We start from the raw sequence: 17,569 nt of genomic DNA, 5'->3' as shown, positions 1-17,569 counted from the left end.
CGCCTCAGCCAGTCCTCTTGGTGTTGCTATTTAGTCTTTAAAAATGCCGGCGAATCACTGCGCCGAGTCCTAACGTGGCTAGAACCAGCGTCCCGCCAATAATCCCAGTCAGGTTTCTCTGATCATTAGTCTGGGGCAACTTGGTGTTCGTCTTAGTCGTGCTTCCCGGATTCTCCGTAGCCGTTACTGGGGCAACGGTATGTTTAGCCGCCTTGCTTTTATTAGCTACCGACTTAGCTTTAGCGGGCTTGGTCGCGGGCTTTTTGGCTGTTTCCTTAGCGGCCTCTTCCTTAGCCTCTTCCTCTTCGCGGGCAGCCTCTTCTTCATCCGTTTCGGTACCGCCATCCGTGTCAGTGGTGCCAGTCCCCGTATCTTCATCCGTATCAATCCCAGGTTCCTCGGTTTCATTCGTGTCGCCACTCCCAGAACCACTGTTTCCCTTAGAGGATGACACCTTACCGTTAGCCTCTTCGGAATTCTTGGTGCCTGAAGTACCACCACCCCAGGTCATCAGTGCATTGTTTCTAAATTTATAACCAGAGTCAATTAACGAAGGATCGGTGACCTTGGTATAGTAGTCAATGATGACTAAATTATTGACAGTATCGTTAAAGGATAAGTCGAAGCCATCGTTATTATATGTAACGTTGTAGTCCTGGCCCTCGGTCATGGCAGGCTTTTCACGCTGGAACGTGGTGGTATTTTCCCAGTGACCGTTGCTAACGGTCATGCCGTGAATCATTTCTTGGTTCGCGCCAATCGTATCTTTAATGTCCAAATTCTTCATTTCAATTTCGCGCCGATCCACGAGAATGGTCCACTTAATGGTGCCATCGTCCTGGAGCGTCCCCTTCTTAGAAAGGTTGGCTTCGTTAGCTACGATGTTGATCTGTGAGGTGCTATTGCCGCCATTTTCTAGTGGGAAGACGACATCTTTTTCACCCGTATCTTCGTAGCGGTACTTCGTCATCAGGTTCAAGGTCAACTTGTCATTCGTCTTGCCTTCCAAGGCATCGTTCATGGTAATGACGACCCCCTTATCGGATACGACCGCTTCCCCAATCACCGTGCCATCTTGGTCATAAACCTTGAACGTGTCCCCCGGCGTCTTGCCCTTCAGATTCTCCGGAAAATCCAGTGTGATCGTATCACCATTATGGATTGGTGTACTACCGAAATTCAGATTGTATTCAATATCAATCGTATCGGCATGCTTGAAATCCGGTCCATTCGTCACGCTAGCTGAGGTGGTAAAGTCTGCGCCATTGTGATTAGTCGCAGCTTTGGCTGGTGTCCCTGTTTGGCTAACTACTAATAGAAATACTAAACTAAAGAATCCAATTAGCAGTCGCCAAGCCTTACTGTTTAACTTCAAAAATATCCCCTCCCGAAACTTTTACATATCCAAAGTATACGCGCTTGTGCAACCGTTTGGCAACAGTAGCCCGACAGGTCATCGGAAATGGGAAGACGGTTGGGCATTGCCCCTCTGGAAACTAAAAAAGCCCGGACTAAACCATCCGGGCTCCTACATTCACACTTATTTGACTCGGTTAGCAGATCCGCGTCCCGAGTGTTTGCATCTCTTGCTTTAAATCTAATTTAGACTTTTCCTCCGCCGTATACGTCACCAGACCCACGGCACTGTCTAAGACACCGCTGTCGTCGCGTAAGGACAGTTGATTAAAGACCCGGTCCAAAATCAGGCCGTTACTCAAATACAACTGGGTGTCGGCGTTGGTCTTGATCGTCAATCCGGCATTGTTTGTCACGGCAATATCATAGTCGGGATCATCAGCGGTCAAGGCGACAAATTGGAATTTATCCCCGATAGCACAGGTACCCCCAACCGTTGAATACCGGTTCGAACCGTCATCAGTGGTCAGTAATAAAATACTTCCGGGCTGAACGTTTGCGTCCAAGTACGCCTTTGCTGCATCTTTAATTGTCATTTCCATTATGCATTTCCCTCTTTCTTGCCAACCAACTGCCAATCAATTGTGCACAATTAACTATACCGTGATCTCCACGTTTTGTAAAACAAAGCGACTTACGCCACTAAAAAAACGCGGCCAGCCGTCATCACCAACGACCGCACCGCGTTACTTCTGTTGCATCTATCTAATTGTTCTCACTGCACCTTGCAGAAAATACTCACAGCTCCCGCCTTACCGTTCGCCAACTTTGGGCTGGAACGCTGTGGGGAGGACGGCCAGAGCCATAGAACGGTCTCTGACCTCGCTTTGAGCCGCAAATCACGTCTCAAAGGCGCCATTTACCAAGCAAACCACTTGGTAAATCCCACGGCTGAGCCCAAATTTGACTCACTCACGGCTACATTGACAATTGCCAAACTGTTGTCAGAACAGTCATGTAACCGGAGAAAGCCAATGATGGAGGCAGCTGTGTCGACGCTGTTGACCGAGGCACTCGTTTTACAGCGTGGGACGTGTTGGAAGACTGACGGTCTTGGTCAGGCTTCCAACCGAGCCGGAGGACCGCTTCTCAGGCCGCAGGCGGTCCCCATAGCAGCCGGAATCGTTGGCAGCCGCAGGTGATCCAGCAGGCATAACGCTCCAAACAGTTTGGTGCTTGTCAGTTATCCTCGTAGCCGCGCTTGATCAGGGCGATGACTTCAGCTTCAGATAGGTTGAGCTTGCGGGCCTCACTGGTGAAGCGACTGACGTAACGGTCATAGAACTCCGCCCGCCGCTTCTCGCGAATGGTTGCTTCCGCCGTTGCCGTCACGAACATCCCCACGCCACGGCGCTTCTCAATGACCCCCGCCGCAACGAGCCGATTGATCCCTTTGAGCACTGTTGCTGGGTTGATATGAAATTCTTTGGACATTTCTGTCGTGGACGGCACCTGCTCGCCCGCCCGGTAGATGCCCGTGAAGATGGCCTCTTCAACTTGTTCGGCGACCTGCAGGTAAATCGGTTCCGGACTATCAAAATTAAATTTCATTTTACTTTCCCACATTCTTTGTGAAGTCGTTCTGTCGACTAATCAGTCGGCGCTTTCGGTAAGACAATCCGCCAGTACAACGTCAATGTGATCACGTAGTAAATCGCATATAGCCCAATAAAGATGGCAAAGATACTCCCGATACCTAAATAAGGACTCATCGGGCTTTGCATCAGTGGCTTGAACATTTGGAGTCCGAACAGAACATCAATTACTCCCATGATACCAGGAATTAAGAATAAAATCCCAATTTCTTTAGCAATCCCGTGGCGCATCAGGCTGTGGCGTACCCCGACTTTGTAAAGCATCCGGTACCGTCGCTGATCGCCAGGCGCGCCTGAAAGAATCTTAAACATTAAGCAGGACGCTAACATTGCCAAGAAGGCAATCCCTAGGAAGTAGCCCATGAATTCCAGTCCGCCAAAGAAACCACTCATCAACTCGTAAGACTGGTAATTGCCGACCGTCATCTCTGCTGGTTGGGCAAAGCGCTTCAATTCTAGTTTATTCAGTTGTTTCAAGACTTGTTTATCCTGATCCATATCCTTGACCCGCACCGTCGTTACCGTCACAGTCTTCCCCGGTTGCTTAGCAAATTGCTGCGCACTCACAATCTTGGGTGCAAAGAAGCCCTGTTCACCGCGAATAGCCAAGCTTAAGAAGTCTAGACTTTGACTCCCACTCTGCTTAAACTTCTTCAGCGACTCGTTATAATACTTTGGGTGCGTTTGGTACTTGGCTTCGGTCGTGCCCTTGTTCAATTCAAACGGCTGTTGCTTAAGTTCCGCGGCATTGTAGTACACCACCTTGCCGTGACGCTTCTGCGTATAAGTCGCTTGATGCTTAACATTTAATTGGTCAATCAGTTTCTGTTCCTGCGCAGTTTTATCATGAACCGCAATGGTGTAGGTTCCGAGACTATTCGCCATCATGGGCAATTGTCGGTGATAACCGGAACCCACCGTAATTGCACCCAGCGCCATGGCAAATAACAACGACACGATCGTCAACATGCGGGTGTAATTGTATACCCGAAAGTTCAACTGGCCTAGCAAAAAGCCATTGAGGTGTTTTCTCGCCCACTTAGTCCGCCGCAAGCCCTGAATAATGACCAGAATCGTCGCCCGAAAGAGTAAATAAGTCCCAATCGTAATGGTCACTAAGGCTATCGGAATCGCTGCCACTTGTAACGCTTTGATTGCTGCCAACGCCCAGTAGCCAATTGCGAGCAAGACAATCCCTAAGATGGCCGACACCGCTTGTCGGAAGGGATGATTCTTAGGCTGATTAGCCTGTTCATCCGTGTGTAGTAATTTCAAAACGGTCGTGCGGGTCAACCGGATTAAGTTGAACAGCGAGGCCAAAATAAACAGCCCCACATACAGCACCGCCGTCGCAATGATGGCCGGCAAATAAAAGGCTGAGAGGTGTGCGAGGTGTAACCCCAGCATATCTAACAAGAAGCCCACCAGGAATTGGCTCATCAATAGGCCGATCACAATCCCCACGGCCGTGGCTAAGGTCCCTAAGATTAAAGTCTCTAAGAAGACCAGTTCGCCAACCCGCTTTCTGGTCGCGCCCAGCATCATGAATAAGCCATAATCATGCTGGCGCATACTCAATAGAAAACTATTGGCGTACATAATGTAGACCACGGTAATCAGAATCAATAGAGCGGCGCCAAAACCAAAGATCAATGAGGCCTGACTGACCACAGCGTTGGCTTTAATAAAGGCGCGATTGGTTGCGAGATTGGCAAACATATAAAAGATGGCCGCTGACATCGTCAGACCTACCAGCAATACCAAATAATCTCGACGCCGGTGTTTGATACCAGCTAGTGCTAATTTTCCTAACATTTTGTTGCCCCCTACTCGTTGAACGTGCCCAGTTCGTTTAAGATCTGTTGGTAAAAGGCACTTCGATCTTGGTCACCCCGCTTAATCTCTGAGCCAATCTGACCATCCTTAATGAACAGAATGCGTTGACAGAAACTGGCGGAGAACGGATCATGCGTGACTAACAGGACCGACATATGTTGCTTCTCATTAATCGTCGTCATTAGGTCCAGTAGTTCCCGCGCACTCGTGGAATCCAACGCTCCCGTGGGTTCATCTCCCATCAGAATAGCCGGATGATGCACGATAGCCCGTGCCGCAGCCACCCGTTGCTTCTGGCCTCCAGACAATTCTGAGGGGTATTTCGACAATAAATCAGCGATTGATAGCGTCTCGGCTACTTCGTGAATAGCTTGATCCATCACGCGAGAAGCAGTCCCCTTCAAAGCCAGGGGCAAGCCGATATTTTCTTCCGCCGTCAAGCTCTCTAGTAAGTTAAAGTCTTGGAAAATAAACCCGACTTCTTGGGCCCGAAAATCCGCCAACTGGTTGCCCCGCATCTTCGTAACGTCGTGACCATTGACCACCACGTCCCCCTTAGTCGGGACATCCAGCGTGGACAACATATTCAGCAGCGTCGTCTTCCCTGAGCCAGAGGCCCCCATGATCCCAACGAATTCGCCCGCTTCAACCGTAAAGTTCAGCCCCTTCAAGGCTTTATATTGTCGTTCATTAGCTTTACCATACGTTTTTTCTAAGTTGTGTACATCAACTACCGTGTTTGTTGCCATTTTAAAATTCCCCCGCTCTTCAGTGTATTGGTTAATTACTTGTGTAACTAACTATAATGGTTCAGGGTCAATTGTCAATGTTTTTTTCATAATTACAGCTGATCAAACTCGCCCAATCCTTGCCACGCCCCGCGTTCAGCACCGCTTTATTTATTCGCCATCTCTGTTAAAACTTCCACCTGCGGCTGCTCCACTCGCCTTACCGTTCGCCAACTTTGGGCTGGAACGCTGTGGGCGGACGGCCAGAGCCACAGAGCGGTCTCTGACCTCGCTTTGAGCCGAGAAACACGTCTCAAAGGCGCCATTTACCAAGCAAACCACTTGGTAAATCCCACGGCTGAGCCCAAAGTTGACTCACTCACGGCTACATTGGTGAGTATGGGTAGATTTACATAAGCCAGCATGGTTTAAGCAAGCATCGTGGTGAGATACTTCCGTAACCGGAGGAGGTCAATGATGGAGGCGGCCGTGTCGACGCTGTTGACCGAGGTCTCTCACTCGGTTTACAGCGTGGGACGCGTTGGGAGACTGACGGACTTGGTCAGGCTGCCAACCGAGCTGAAGGACCGCTCCTCAGGCTGCAAGCGGTCCCCACAGCAGCCGGAATCGTTGGCAGCCGCAGGTGGCAAAGCTACCCATGACAACCTTTTTTATCGGTAGTGTGACACTTGGCAGATGTCCTAACGAGAAATTTAGGGCCGGGCGTTGTACAATTAACTTTGTAAGCGTCAAATCTGAAGTAAGGGAGTTTTTCCAATGAAACAACTGCAACTAGGTAGCAGTAACTGGCAAGCATCTGCTGTTGCTTTAGGTATCATGCGCATGGGCGTGCTGGATCAAGCAGCTGCCGTCAAAGCACTGCAAGCCGCCCACGAAGCCGGAATCAATTACATTGACTCCGCCGATATCTACGTCAACGGCAAGTCCGAAGAAGTCTTTGGTCAAGCGCTTAAAGCGTCTGGGCTATCCCGCGATGACTTCTACATTCAATCCAAGGGTGGCATTATCGTCGACCCTAACCGGAGTCACGATGACCTGGTCTTTGGCCAACGGTACGATTTCGGTAAGCAGCATCTAATTGATACGGTCGATCAGATTCTTTCACGGATGGGCATCGATTACTTGGATGCTTTCCTACTCCACCGGCCAGATCCTTTGATGGACCCCGCTGAAATTGCCGACGCCTTCAACACATTACAACGCGAAGGAAAGGTCCGCCACTTTGGGGTATCCAACTTCAACGTTCAACAATACCTGATGGTTCAAGAAGCCGTTGACCAGAAATTAATGTTCAATCAACTTCAATTCAGCGCGGCTCACGCTGGCATGGTCACGGAAGGTCTCCACGTCAACATGGGTGACGTGCCAACCCACAACGATTTCGGCATGCTAGAATTTGCCCGGCGCAAGCACATCACCATCCAAGCATGGTCTCCATTCCAATACGGGCTGTTTGCGGGGATGTTCATCAACGATCCGAAGTACCCTAAATTAAACAAGGTTCTGCAAGATCTGGCCGACAAATACGGTGTTTCCAAAAACGGGATTGCGGTGGCCTGGATTCTCCGGCACCCCGCTAACATTCAAGTTCTACTCGGCACGATGAATCCAACTCACATCAAGGACAGTGCAGCCGGCGCTGACGTCACCTTAACGAAGCAAGAATGGTACGATGTCTACTTGGCGGCTGGCAATGATTTACCTTAAGTTCGTCGAGTAGTCACAACATTTTAATTAAGTTCACTTAGAGATCGGCGCGTCTGCCCGGTCTCTTTTTTTCTGATCAAACGCACAAAATTACCCTACCCACTTAACTAAATCTGCGACCGTTAGCCTCCATCGATACCAGCGCAAACCACTCAGTAAAAACCCATTGGCGGTGACTGCGAGGCTAACCGATCTAGTACGACGGCTCAACTGTTTCTATTTTAGAAACTTGCACTTCCTTAGGCGTTGAAAAATCTCCCGATACCACTGATCTAGCGGCCTGCGAAAAGGCTTCCAAAAAAGTCAAAATAGGGGTTGTACTTTTCTAAAATGGTGGTACACTGTAGTTGTAATCAAGGGCGAGTGATTACTCGCTCGATAACTAGAAAGGGGATTTTAATATGTTTACCATAACATTTTGGATTCTTGCTATTTGGTTAGTTATCAACGGGATTTGGACCTTCACGGCAACGACAAACCGGGAATTAATGAAGTGGTTCGGCTGGATCAACGTGGTTGCTATTATTGCCGGCTTCTGGGTATTCTACGGTGTCAGTGGTGCGGCTGGTCTGACCGGCTGGTTCACGGCGGTCAACTGGATTAACGTTATCCTCGCGATCACCCAATTCTACTTTGCATACAGGAGCACAACTGCACAGGCACATTAAATGAATAATCTGAGCACTTTACTTAAAGACCGGGGATGACTGCGAGCATGCCCGATTTTTAATGCCAATTTTTCTAAACTTGTTCCCCCATTCTTTCCTACCCAATCTACCGTTTCGTTGGTATTTTGGCGTTAGGCTGTTAAAATTAAACTTAGTCACGAAATCAGTCTTAAATCAAAGGGGGTTGCACCATGTCGATCAATAAAATTTTAGACCAATTTCCCGCGACCATTCAGGCAACGAAGGAACTGACCCAAAAGCAAAAAGACGTGCTCATTGCTAGTATTCAGCTCTTTGCCAAGCAGGGCTATGCCAACACCAGCACCCATCAGATTGCGGTTGCGGCTCACCAATCTGAAGGAACCATGTTCAAACATTTCAAATCTAAATCGAATATTCTTCGCGCGGCGCTGGAACCCGTTATTCAACAAATTATTCCAGATATTGCGGCGGAACTTAAAAAGGATACCCTGAGTCAGCCGTTCACTAATCTTCACGACTTTCTGGTGATCTTCGTGAAGAACCGGATGGCCTTTGTTGAGGCCAATCAGGATGCGATCAAAGTGTTCTTCAGTGAGCTCCTCTACAACGAAGACCTCCGGCAAGAATTTATCGTGGTGGCGCGGGCCCAATTCATCGGGTCATTTGAAGATACTGTCGTCCACCTGCAGAAACATCACCTGATTATTGACTGGCCTTTCAATATGATTTTCCGGTATATCGCCTCGATCATCGCCGGCTATATTCTCGACCGCTACGTCCTGTTTCCCGACCGGGAATGGCGCGATGCCGATGAAGCGAAATACATGGTGGCAGAGCTCGAAAAGGTTCTCCAACCAGAATAATTCGGTTCTAAGTACGCAAATAGCCCAGTAAAGTTGGATTAAACGCTTGTCCTCCGACTCTACTGGACTATTTTATTTACTAAGCCACCATTAAAGTTCTCACACCAAACTTTGTCTACGGTGGTAAAAGATAGATTGCCACCATCACCAACACAAGTATTCCACTTTGAGAAGAGCCGTAGTTACAGTTCCGACAGCGTCCTCTTGACTATCAAGGTAGCCGTGAGTGAGCCAAATTTGGGCTCAGCCGTGGGATTTACCAAGTGCTTTACTTGGTAAATGGCGTCTTTGAGACGTGTTCTGCGGCTCAAAGCGAGGTCAGAGACCGCTCTGTGGCTCTGGCCGTCCTCCCCACAGCGATCCAGCCCAAATTTTGCGAACGGTAAGGCGGTTATCTATAGTCCATTATGGAGCATCGGTTAATTGCCACAGCAGCTCGCCCTGGTATTCTCCCGCGACCGCATCTCCATCAACCGCCATCAAGACGCCTTCCTTGGCACCCCAATGTCCCGCAACGTCGGTCACTTCATCATCCTGCTTGGTCGTCTGTTGCTCAATCACGGTCGGCTCTGTCCCCAACGTCTTAGTCGTGCCGTCACAACAGTACACCATGTCACCGCTCAGCTGGTTCCCACTGGTGGTCGTAAATGACTTGCTAACGCTCAGCTGTAATTTCCACGAACTCCCGGTACCCCGATCATCGCGTACCTGTAGTTGCCAGCCCTTATCACGCGCAATCATTTGCTTAGCGCCCGTCAGCTCGCCCTTAAAGCTACAGTGACAAGGTACCGTTTCAAACGCCAAGTCTCCTGAGTGTTGGGTTGCTGCAACTTTCAACGGTTCCGCCTTATCCTGACGGTTGGTCGCTTCAATCTGAATCTGATTGGTCTTTTCCTTCAAGGCCCAGTTAGGTACTTTCAAGCGAAACTCGCCCTGAGTCCCCTGCCAGCTCCCATTCAACTGCTTAAAGGTAAAGGACATCTTGTTAACGTTGACTTGAATCTGACTTTCCTTCAGCATCTCCGCCGTTAACGGTCGCCGGCCATTCGTTAACTGCGCCTTCAGCTCAACATCCTCACCCTTTTCAAAACTCAGCGTGTCTTCCCCCAAGTTCTTCAACTGCAAGTTGAGCTTACGTTTGACCGTATACCCCACCGACTTAACTTCCACAAAGTGATCCGGTCCGGCGAAGACGACCTTGCGGGGCGGCACGTAGGTATCGTGATCCATTGCCTGAACCTCAGTATTGAGTAAAAATTGTAAATTCGGCTGAGCCGTCGTAAAGACCCGCTGACTGAGCCGAGTTTCCACGCGATCCGCCAACAATTCGTTCTGATTGAACGTGTATAATGGCGTCGCGCCCCCCTGCGAAAACTCGCCGTTCAATCGTTTAATGGCAGAAGCGGTGGGCAATAGCGCTGTCACTGTCGTCAGCGATCCCCGTTGCGTGGGCCGCTCATCAATAGCTTGCAAATCATACTGCAATTTTTCCCCAGCAGTCACGGTATCGCCTTCCTTAAGCTGACGTTTCGCCGCCGTCGGTTGGATCACCATGGTCTTCGCAGAAGTCGCAAACCGCAATTGCCGCGGCGTTTCGTCTAAGACAACCAATTGGTTCGCGCTATTTCGCCGTCCCGTCGATCCGGTAATGCCCCACGTCGCGGACTTGGCGGGCGTCCGGCCATCCGGTGATAGCTTGGTTAAATCAATCGCCAGACTATCCTTCACCTCTGGCCGCTTGGTCTGGCGCGTCTGTGGATCTTGATCGTTGAAGGCATAGGATAAGCGACTCCCCTTTGCTTGCCAGTCGATCGTCACGTGGCGCCAATGACCATCTGCGGGATGCGCCATTAACTGCGGACGGTGGTGATTGAGCGAATAGTAGTACCGGTTCTTCGTCCCATTTTGCTTATACGTCGCGGCCTGCGCCGGGTAACCACTCGCAATGTGTGGCCCCTGGCTAGGAATGCTGTCATGGTCATAGTAACTCCCCGCACCAACGCTCGGTGAGTTATTCACGGTCGTATCAAACTCCAACGCCCAGCTGTTCTGAACCGCACGTTTGGCCAAGCCATCAGCGGACAGGTAGCCGTTCACATCGCCACCCCATACGCCTAGCGACTGGCCCTTACCAGCATTGGCAATCGCACTGGTCGCTTCGTCATCGTTTTGAAGCACAAACGCCATCCCCGAACTAAGGTTGGTCCGCTTGTTCCCAAAGTACATCCAAAAGGACCAGCGGGTATTCTGCGTTAAATCAATCTTAGCAGCGGTCTCGCCTTGTGCTTGTGACCAAAATGCGCCGATTTGTTCCGCTCTAGGTTGGATATTATCATTCGTAATCTGGGCAATCGATTGCTTGGTGACCAGCCCATCCACCAGCTGCGTGGCTGAGAAATCAATACCATTCGTATTAAATAGCGACGACAGCGTCATCCCATTCGGCGCAGTCTTCACTGCCGCTTGCATATCCTCATCCAACGCCACCCCAGCAGCCTGGGCTTGCTGATTACCCAGCAAACCAATTCCTAGAAACATCAAAACAATTAATAATCGGCGCATTTTCGTTTTCCTCCCGTATGTTCTCGAATTACACTCGCTAAGCGATTATACCGAAGAAATCGACGCTGAAAACCCTAAACCAGCAAGTTCGCCAATTAATTGTGTGAAATATAATTGTGAACAACTAGAATCCTTGTCGTATCAAGGTTTCTCAATTCTGCCAGCCGTTGCGTTTTCCGAAGGCCCAGCGGTTAAAATTGACCAGCCACGCAAAGTCAGCATTGATTAAGCCCCATCACTAGCGGATCGACTTAGAGTGGAACGAACTAAAGTCATTACCAACGCTAAAGTGACCAGGATTTTAGTCTGAAGAATAGTCTAAATCCGTTCCCTGCGGCTGGCAGAGCTTCCGCCTGCTGTGGGGACCGCCTGCGGCCTGAGAAACGGTCCTCCCCACAGCGTTCCAGCTCAAAGTTGGCGAACGGCAAGGCGGTAGAAAATATCTATTTTTCAATCATTCAAGCGTAATACCACAGCCTTTACAAAACCCTTTTATCGTTCAACCTTTAGCGACCAATTAAAAAAGCGCCTGAGGACTAGCCCCAGACGCAACTCATCTTTAATTTTTCGGCTAATATCGTGGCTACTCTGCGTTGGTCAGCGTCCACTGTAAGGTTCCCGAATACTGTCCGTGCAGCGCATCCGCCGCAACCGCCAACAGAATATCCATCTTTTCTTTCTTCAGCTCATCTTCTAGCCAAGTCACTTCACTATCACTCTGGCTTTGCTTGTCGATCACGGTGGCCCCCGCTGGATCAACCGGCTGTTGCAACGCGCCGGACTTAATCACAATGGGTTCTCCCCGCAACTCTCGGTGAGCGTCCGTCATGAAATCCTCATGCAAAGCCACCTGGAGCCGCCAATGCTTTTGCGGGCCCCGTTCATCTCGAACGGCCAGCTGCCAATCATGATTTCGTCCCAGCTGCAGCTTCTGTCCAGTCAAGGTCCCCGACGCAAAGGAAACCTTCTGCGGAACTTGCTCAAAACTCAGGGTGCCCGGTGATTGGACTAGTGAAATGCTCACATTATTAGACTGCTTGTCACCATCGGTTGCCTGTAATTCTAGCGTGTTCTCACCCTCATGCAAGACCTTTCCCGGTAGCCGCAGCTGATACGTATCCCCACTGAGTTGACCATCGAACTCCGCCAGCGAATGTACCGCGCCGTTTAGTTTGATGTGCAACGGGTACTGCGCGACTACGGCGGGCTCTAATGGTAGATCCCCATTTTGTAAACGCACCTTGACCGTCGCGGCTTCGTGGCGTTTCACCACCTGCACATCATCCCCCAAGTTTTTTAGCTGCAAGTAAAGGCCACCAGCCACCTGATACTCCGGCGCCTTTAGACTCGTCTGATAATTATCCCCGTAAAAGTTCGCGATGGCCGCGGGGCGAGTCGTCGTCTGCAGCGCCGGCAACGCCCGTCCAGTCAGTGTGACCGTGGCGTGATGCCGATTTTTGGTCAGCGATTTGGACCACGTCATCTTCAGCTGTCCATCCTGGGGTGGGCCAATCTGATCTTCCGTATGATCATCGTAGGTCACCCGTCCTTGACTCACGGCCAAGCCTTCTGGTACTGGCATGGTCATCGTCAATGGCGCCAGCGCCTGTTCATCTTCTGTTGGTTGATAGTCGAACTCGTAGCGATAAGTCAGCTGATCCCCAGCCGCCACTTTGTCTCCCGCCATAACTTCTTTCTGCTGGGTCTTATTATCCAAATGAACCGCAGTGGTCACCTTTCCCAGTGATGATGAATGATCAATCATCACGAGGTTATTCGATGTATTAAGTGGTCCGGTGGAACCCGTGATCCCCCAGAAAACCTTGGTCAAATCCTGTTCACCAGCTGTGATATCATCTTTTTTTACGTGAAAACTATCAGAATTAAACCACTCTCGTTGCTCATTTGTCACCGGATCGATATCATCATAATAGTATTCTAAGTACTCTCTGGCGGGATGCCACATCATCGTCAAATGATGCCAGTTTCCATCCGCACCATGCACGAGCGGGTTCGCGTGGTAGTGTCGCAACGTATAGTTTCCACTTCGACCCACTCCGGCTTCCGGAACATTAACGTAATAATCTTTATCCGCCGGTGATGCATACGCAATGTGCGGATTATTTCTCGTAGCACGCGCCCCATCAAAATACCCCGTTAAATCGCGATAGTCTGCATTAGCGTGCGTATCCAGTTCCAGCGCCCAACTCTTTTGAATCGCAGTTTTGGCAATGGTCGCTGACTTCTCCTTATCGCCAGTGCTAACCAACCCCCAGACGCCTAACGATTGACCACTTAGTCCCAGCGTTTTGTCTTTGTCAGGTGAATTTTGCACCACAAAGGCCATCCCCTCGCCGGCAGCATCCCCCTTGTTACCGAAATAAAACCAGAACCCCATTTTCATTTCACTACTTAGGTTAAACTGATTGCGTTGTTCGCCCGTCCCCATCCGTGACCAAATTGCGCCCACTTGGTTGGGCACTTCAGGCGTAATTTGGGCAATTGATTTAGGGACCGTCGGCGAATCCAATAACTTAGTTGCCGACCCGGGAATGTCCGTCGTAAAGACGTGATCTAACGGAATGCCGCGTGGCGCCGTCGCGATAGCGTGGGCCAAATCAGCCTCACCATCTGCCTGAGCAAGCGTGGGCTGTCCCCAGAAAAACAGCGCCCCTATCAACAACGCTAAAAAAGTGACTTTCTTCACTGTAATCCCCCTAATCTGCTTTAGCTCAAAACAAATTATACAAGCTTACGGTAGTTGACGGTATAAAAAAATCTGAATACAAATAATTAAATATTCACTCACTAATGTTAGCGATTTCATTTGAGGTTAAATAAAACGACAGCGTATTTACTACCCTGCCGTGTCATTTTAAGAGATTAAATTAATGGTCCAAACGTTGAAAATTTTCAGGAGCTGAGTGGCTAAAGTAATGGACTGAAAATTGTCAATACCAGTCACCTGCGGCTATCAGCTCTAATCTCTCTCGACTCCAATTGCGTTTTATTCGAGTAGGAATTAGAGTAGTTTCCATTCAACTGATAGCAACCGTGATAGGCATTATCTCAGTCAGCTAAAGGCACTATGTCAGCCGTGAGGTCAGCAGATATGGGCTCAGGCGCGTCGTTCTACTTAGTCAGTAAGTGCTCTTCTTGCTGGCTTAGTAGAAAACCAAGCTTGGAGACTCGGTACTTTCGAGACTTCAAGTTGTGTTCGCACCGATCCAGCCCATATCTGCTGACCGGCAAGGCGACAGTCCTATCCATATTGTCTGTTTTAGTGATTGAACTTGCGAATCAAGAACTTTGAAGGCCGAGCCAATCGAATCAACCCGATCGTCAGGACAATACTAATGGCAACCATGCCCGCACCAAAGAGTGGTGTCCAACCCAGGCCAACCTGACTAGTTACTTGGCCGCCAATCCCCGATCCTAGGGCAATGCCGACATTAAACGCCGAAATATTTAGCGCCGAAGCCATGGTGATATCTGCTGGCGTGTATTTCTCGGCTAGTTGGACAATGTACAGCTGCAGGCCCGGAACATTCATGAAGGCAAAGAATCCCATCACGAGAACCGTCAGCAGGCCTAGCCACTGACTATTCGCCGTCAACGTTAACACCAACAGCGTCGCAAATAATCCCGTAAACATCTTCAGTAGCGCCGCCAACGGCTTAGCATTGGCCCACCGACCGCCTAGCGTATTGCCAATGGCAACCATCAGTCCGTAAACGACCAGAATGACCACCACCGCACTGCTAGACCAGCCCATCCGTTGTTCCAGCAACGGTGAAAGATACGTGTAAGCCACAAAAGTTCCACCGTAGCCTAGCGCCGTGACCAATAGCGCCAAGACAATCTGGGGATTACCCAGCACCCGTAAGATGCCACGGGCAGTTGCTTTGCTAGGTAATGGCAGGTTGCGCGGCACCAACAGGTAGTCGGCAATTAAGCCGATCAGACCGATCACACTGATAAAGATGAACGACCACCGCCAACCACCTAGTTGGCCGATCATGGTGCCCAGCGGAACCCCCGTTACGGTGGCAACCGTCAAGCCCGTGAACATGACGGCAATGGCCGACGCCCGTTTAGATGGCGCGACGACATCTGCCGCAATCACCGATGCCACCGTCATGAAGATGCCGTGGGCTAAGGCCGCAATGACCCGTCCCGCTAGTAACACGCTAAAGGCTGGGGCAAAAGCCGCCACTAAATTTCCTGTAATGAACAATAACATGATGATGACCATCAATGTGTGCCGGTTGATCTGCCCCGTCAGTAAGGTCATGACGGGTGCGCCGACCATGATGCCTAGTGCGTAAACTGAGACTGTCAGCCCCGCCTGTGCCAAGCTGACGTGGAAGCTTTGGATCAATAAGGGAATTAATCCCACGCTGATAAATTCAGTGGACCCAATGGCGAAGGCGCTCACGGCCAATGCCAGTAATGTAAAAGTTGGTGAAAGTTTTTTTGTCATAATGACCTCCTTGAATTGCGAACTCGATAAATATTGATTATACTGGCTAAGAACTTTAGAACAAGAACCCACTTTAAAGTGCCCTACCCACCAAAAAGTAACCATCAGTCAGGAGGCCGTTTTATGCCCACAAAAACTTATCACATTGGTGTCGAAGCCACGATGGAAATCATCGGCGGTAAATGGAAGTCGATTATTCTCTGCCATTTGCGGCACCATACCATGCGTACTGGCGAGTTGGCCCGAGCTATCCCCCAAATCTCGCAGAAGATGTTAACCCAACAACTGCGCGAACTGGAAGCCGCCAACATCGTGTCCCGTCACGTCTACCAACAGGTCCCACCCCGTGTCGACTACGCGCTCACGGACTACGGCCAATCATTATCTGGCATTCTCCACGAGCTGTGCGTGTGGGGCGAAGATAATATCGACCGACGCCAAGCTAGCGGTGAATCCATCACCTTGCTGAGTCGGGATGATGTGTAAGTGAATACGTCAAAAAGGTCTCGCCAAATTCGTGATGAATTTGGTGGGACCTTTTTGACTGCCGTTATTTTTATGGTACTAGAAACAGTGACACTAACTAGCTAAGTCAAACGCCTATCCGGTAAAATCATGGTCTTTTGATCATCAATGACTCTAAAGGTTAAGTTTTTCAACCAAGTTTTAAATAAGTCGTGCACCGGGCTTACAAACCCGGTATAATATGTGAGTTATAGCTCTGTCAGGTTTCATTTATCAGCTACATACTTCATCGGAGAAGGGAAAAACATGCACATTTTAATCAATGTCGTGCCGCAAAATCAGCTGGACTGGTCGTGTCTAACCACACTAGTCGGGGAGTTCACACAGCAGAATTTTGCAGCCGCAACTTTTAACTTGCAGTTACCAGCGGGGCAAACGCTTACAGCAGCTCAGCAACAGCAACTTACTGACTGGCAAGTTACCATTAACCAACACTCAACTACGTTAACCGCAGACCATTACATCATTAATTTACGCGAAACGGATCACCTACTACCGGGTGCCCTGCAGCAATGGGCCCAAGTTATGGCTAAACATCCCGGTAGTCCCATCAGCCTAGCTGCCTTTGATACATCGACCCCATTAGACGATCAAATCATGGCTTACGTGGCCGATCATCAGGAATCGATGCTTCAACAGACCTATCGGCAACTCACGTCCGCCACGATCGACGACGCCACCGAACGGTTAATCACGCTGTGGAGCCTGCAAAGTTACAGCGTCCAAACGAATCTCCAAAACGGTCGCCTGTTGACGCAACGTATTCGGCCAACTGGGATTCTCCTGCCGGCTGAATTGTTGACGCCGACGTTACCACTGTGTTCGGCCGCCCAAGCCTTCGCGGTTCTTCGTCAAGCGCCAGATATTGTCCGGCTACACGTTCCCACTCTCCAGCGCGAGATGTGGGCAGAAGCCACCCCCATTGCCTGGCTCAACGAATTAGAAGCGATTGACGCTACCAAGCTAGACGTCATGTGGCAGCCCGTTTACGCGGACTACTTCCAACGGCAACTGAATACCCTACTGACGACCGCTGGACACAAGCAACTCTCCCGTTCCGCACACCTGGCGCTTTTAGCCCGTATCAAGCAACGGACGCTGCACCCCACTCACCGCTGGTCACGCCTGGGACTACTGCACATGCTGTCCCCTCGCGTTGCTCACCAGCTGTTCTACTAGGAGG

General features: G+C 50.0%; 13 protein-coding genes. 5 read left to right on the top strand and 8 right to left on the bottom strand.

Annotation, left to right across the window (positions count from 1 at the left end):
• Positions 1-37 precede the first annotated feature (37 nt).
• From HF569_RS07970 to HF569_RS07950, 5 genes are all read right to left on the bottom strand, one after another.
• Entirely contained in the window at positions 38-1,375 is a 1,338-nt protein-coding gene (locus HF569_RS07970) for a collagen binding domain-containing protein (RefSeq protein ID WP_168902013.1), read from the bottom strand.
• A 178-nt stretch (positions 1,376-1,553) separates the two neighbouring features.
• Positions 1,554-1,958, bottom strand: a complete 405-nt coding sequence (locus tag HF569_RS07965) for an iron-sulfur cluster biosynthesis family protein (RefSeq protein ID WP_168849711.1) — start codon at positions 1,956-1,958, stop codon at positions 1,554-1,556.
• Between the two features lie 637 nt (positions 1,959-2,595).
• Positions 2,596-2,967: a GntR family transcriptional regulator gene (locus HF569_RS07960; RefSeq protein WP_168902012.1), complete on the bottom strand. Its 372-nt coding sequence runs from the start codon at positions 2,965-2,967 to the stop codon at positions 2,596-2,598.
• Between the two features lie 38 nt (positions 2,968-3,005).
• Positions 3,006-4,826: an FtsX-like permease family protein gene (locus HF569_RS07955; protein ID WP_168902011.1), complete on the bottom strand. Its 1,821-nt coding sequence runs from the start codon at positions 4,824-4,826 to the stop codon at positions 3,006-3,008.
• Positions 4,827-4,837: 11 nt separating this feature from the next.
• The gene (locus tag HF569_RS07950) at positions 4,838-5,596 is read right to left on the bottom strand and encodes an ABC transporter ATP-binding protein (RefSeq protein WP_168849713.1); all 759 of its coding nucleotides are present in this window, start codon (positions 5,594-5,596) and stop codon (positions 4,838-4,840) included.
• Between the two features lie 756 nt (positions 5,597-6,352).
• Here HF569_RS07950 and HF569_RS07945 point away from each other — a divergent pair.
• The 3 genes from HF569_RS07945 (at position 6,353) to HF569_RS07935 (ending at position 8,816) form a co-directional block, all read left to right on the top strand.
• On the top strand, positions 6,353-7,303 hold the full coding sequence (locus HF569_RS07945; RefSeq protein WP_168902010.1) for an aldo/keto reductase: 951 nt from the start codon (positions 6,353-6,355) through the stop codon (positions 7,301-7,303).
• Between the two features lie 401 nt (positions 7,304-7,704).
• The gene (locus HF569_RS07940; RefSeq protein ID WP_168902009.1) at positions 7,705-7,971 is read left to right on the top strand and encodes a hypothetical protein; all 267 of its coding nucleotides are present in this window, start codon (positions 7,705-7,707) and stop codon (positions 7,969-7,971) included.
• Between the two features lie 191 nt (positions 7,972-8,162).
• The gene (locus tag HF569_RS07935; RefSeq protein WP_168902008.1) at positions 8,163-8,816 is read left to right on the top strand and encodes a TetR/AcrR family transcriptional regulator; all 654 of its coding nucleotides are present in this window, start codon (positions 8,163-8,165) and stop codon (positions 8,814-8,816) included.
• Between the two features lie 405 nt (positions 8,817-9,221).
• On the opposite strand, the gene HF569_RS07930 is transcribed toward HF569_RS07935, so the two are convergent.
• The 3 genes from HF569_RS07930 to HF569_RS07920 form a co-directional block, all read right to left on the bottom strand.
• Complete coding sequence (locus HF569_RS07930) at positions 9,222-11,378, bottom strand: L-type lectin family protein (RefSeq protein WP_168902007.1); 2,157 nt, start codon at positions 11,376-11,378, stop codon at positions 9,222-9,224.
• A 583-nt stretch (positions 11,379-11,961) separates the two neighbouring features.
• Positions 11,962-14,085 (bottom strand): lectin-like domain-containing protein, encoded by a 2,124-nt coding sequence (locus HF569_RS07925; RefSeq protein ID WP_168902006.1) that lies wholly within the window; start codon positions 14,083-14,085, stop codon positions 11,962-11,964.
• 573 nt (positions 14,086-14,658) lie between these two features.
• On the bottom strand, positions 14,659-15,861 hold the full coding sequence (locus HF569_RS07920; RefSeq protein WP_168902005.1) for an MFS transporter: 1,203 nt from the start codon (positions 15,859-15,861) through the stop codon (positions 14,659-14,661).
• A 123-nt stretch (positions 15,862-15,984) separates the two neighbouring features.
• Between HF569_RS07920 and HF569_RS07915 the strand changes: the two genes are divergently transcribed.
• Both HF569_RS07915 and HF569_RS07910 read left to right on the top strand, forming a co-directional pair.
• Positions 15,985-16,347: a winged helix-turn-helix transcriptional regulator gene (locus HF569_RS07915; RefSeq protein WP_168902004.1), complete on the top strand. Its 363-nt coding sequence runs from the start codon at positions 15,985-15,987 to the stop codon at positions 16,345-16,347.
• Positions 16,348-16,632: 285 nt separating this feature from the next.
• A complete protein-coding gene (locus HF569_RS07910; RefSeq protein ID WP_168902003.1) occupies positions 16,633-17,565 on the top strand; it encodes a hypothetical protein in 933 nt (310 codons plus the stop codon).
• Positions 17,566-17,569 lie beyond the last annotated feature (4 nt).

The sequence above is a fragment of the Levilactobacillus tujiorum genome (genome assembly GCF_012641185.1).
Lineage (GTDB): Bacteria > Bacillota > Bacilli > Lactobacillales > Lactobacillaceae > Levilactobacillus > Levilactobacillus tujiorum.
Note: the sequence above shows the minus strand (reverse complement) of the source record. Positions and strands in the feature narration are given on the sequence as shown.

What these genes read in the sequence shown, in the direction of transcription:
- HF569_RS07940 (WP_168902009.1), top strand. Translation starts at nt 7,705, where the DNA reads ATGTTTACCATAACATTTTGGATTCTTGCTATTTGGTTAGTTATCAAC.
- HF569_RS07920 (WP_168902005.1), bottom strand. Translation starts at nt 15,861, where the DNA reads ATGACAAAAAAACTTTCACCAACTTTTACATTACTGGCATTGGCCGTG.
- HF569_RS07910 (WP_168902003.1), top strand. Translation starts at nt 16,633, where the DNA reads ATGCACATTTTAATCAATGTCGTGCCGCAAAATCAGCTGGACTGGTCG.
- HF569_RS07935 (WP_168902008.1), top strand. Translation starts at nt 8,163, where the DNA reads ATGTCGATCAATAAAATTTTAGACCAATTTCCCGCGACCATTCAGGCA.
- HF569_RS07960 (WP_168902012.1), bottom strand. Translation starts at nt 2,967, where the DNA reads ATGAAATTTAATTTTGATAGTCCGGAACCGATTTACCTGCAGGTCGCC.
- HF569_RS07950 (WP_168849713.1), bottom strand. Translation starts at nt 5,596, where the DNA reads ATGGCAACAAACACGGTAGTTGATGTACACAACTTAGAAAAAACGTAT.
- HF569_RS07930 (WP_168902007.1), bottom strand. Translation starts at nt 11,378, where the DNA reads ATGCGCCGATTATTAATTGTTTTGATGTTTCTAGGAATTGGTTTGCTG.
- HF569_RS07955 (WP_168902011.1), bottom strand. Translation starts at nt 4,826, where the DNA reads ATGTTAGGAAAATTAGCACTAGCTGGTATCAAACACCGGCGTCGAGAT.
- HF569_RS07915 (WP_168902004.1), top strand. Translation starts at nt 15,985, where the DNA reads ATGCCCACAAAAACTTATCACATTGGTGTCGAAGCCACGATGGAAATC.
- HF569_RS07945 (WP_168902010.1), top strand. Translation starts at nt 6,353, where the DNA reads ATGAAACAACTGCAACTAGGTAGCAGTAACTGGCAAGCATCTGCTGTT.
- HF569_RS07965 (WP_168849711.1), bottom strand. Translation starts at nt 1,958, where the DNA reads ATGGAAATGACAATTAAAGATGCAGCAAAGGCGTACTTGGACGCAAAC.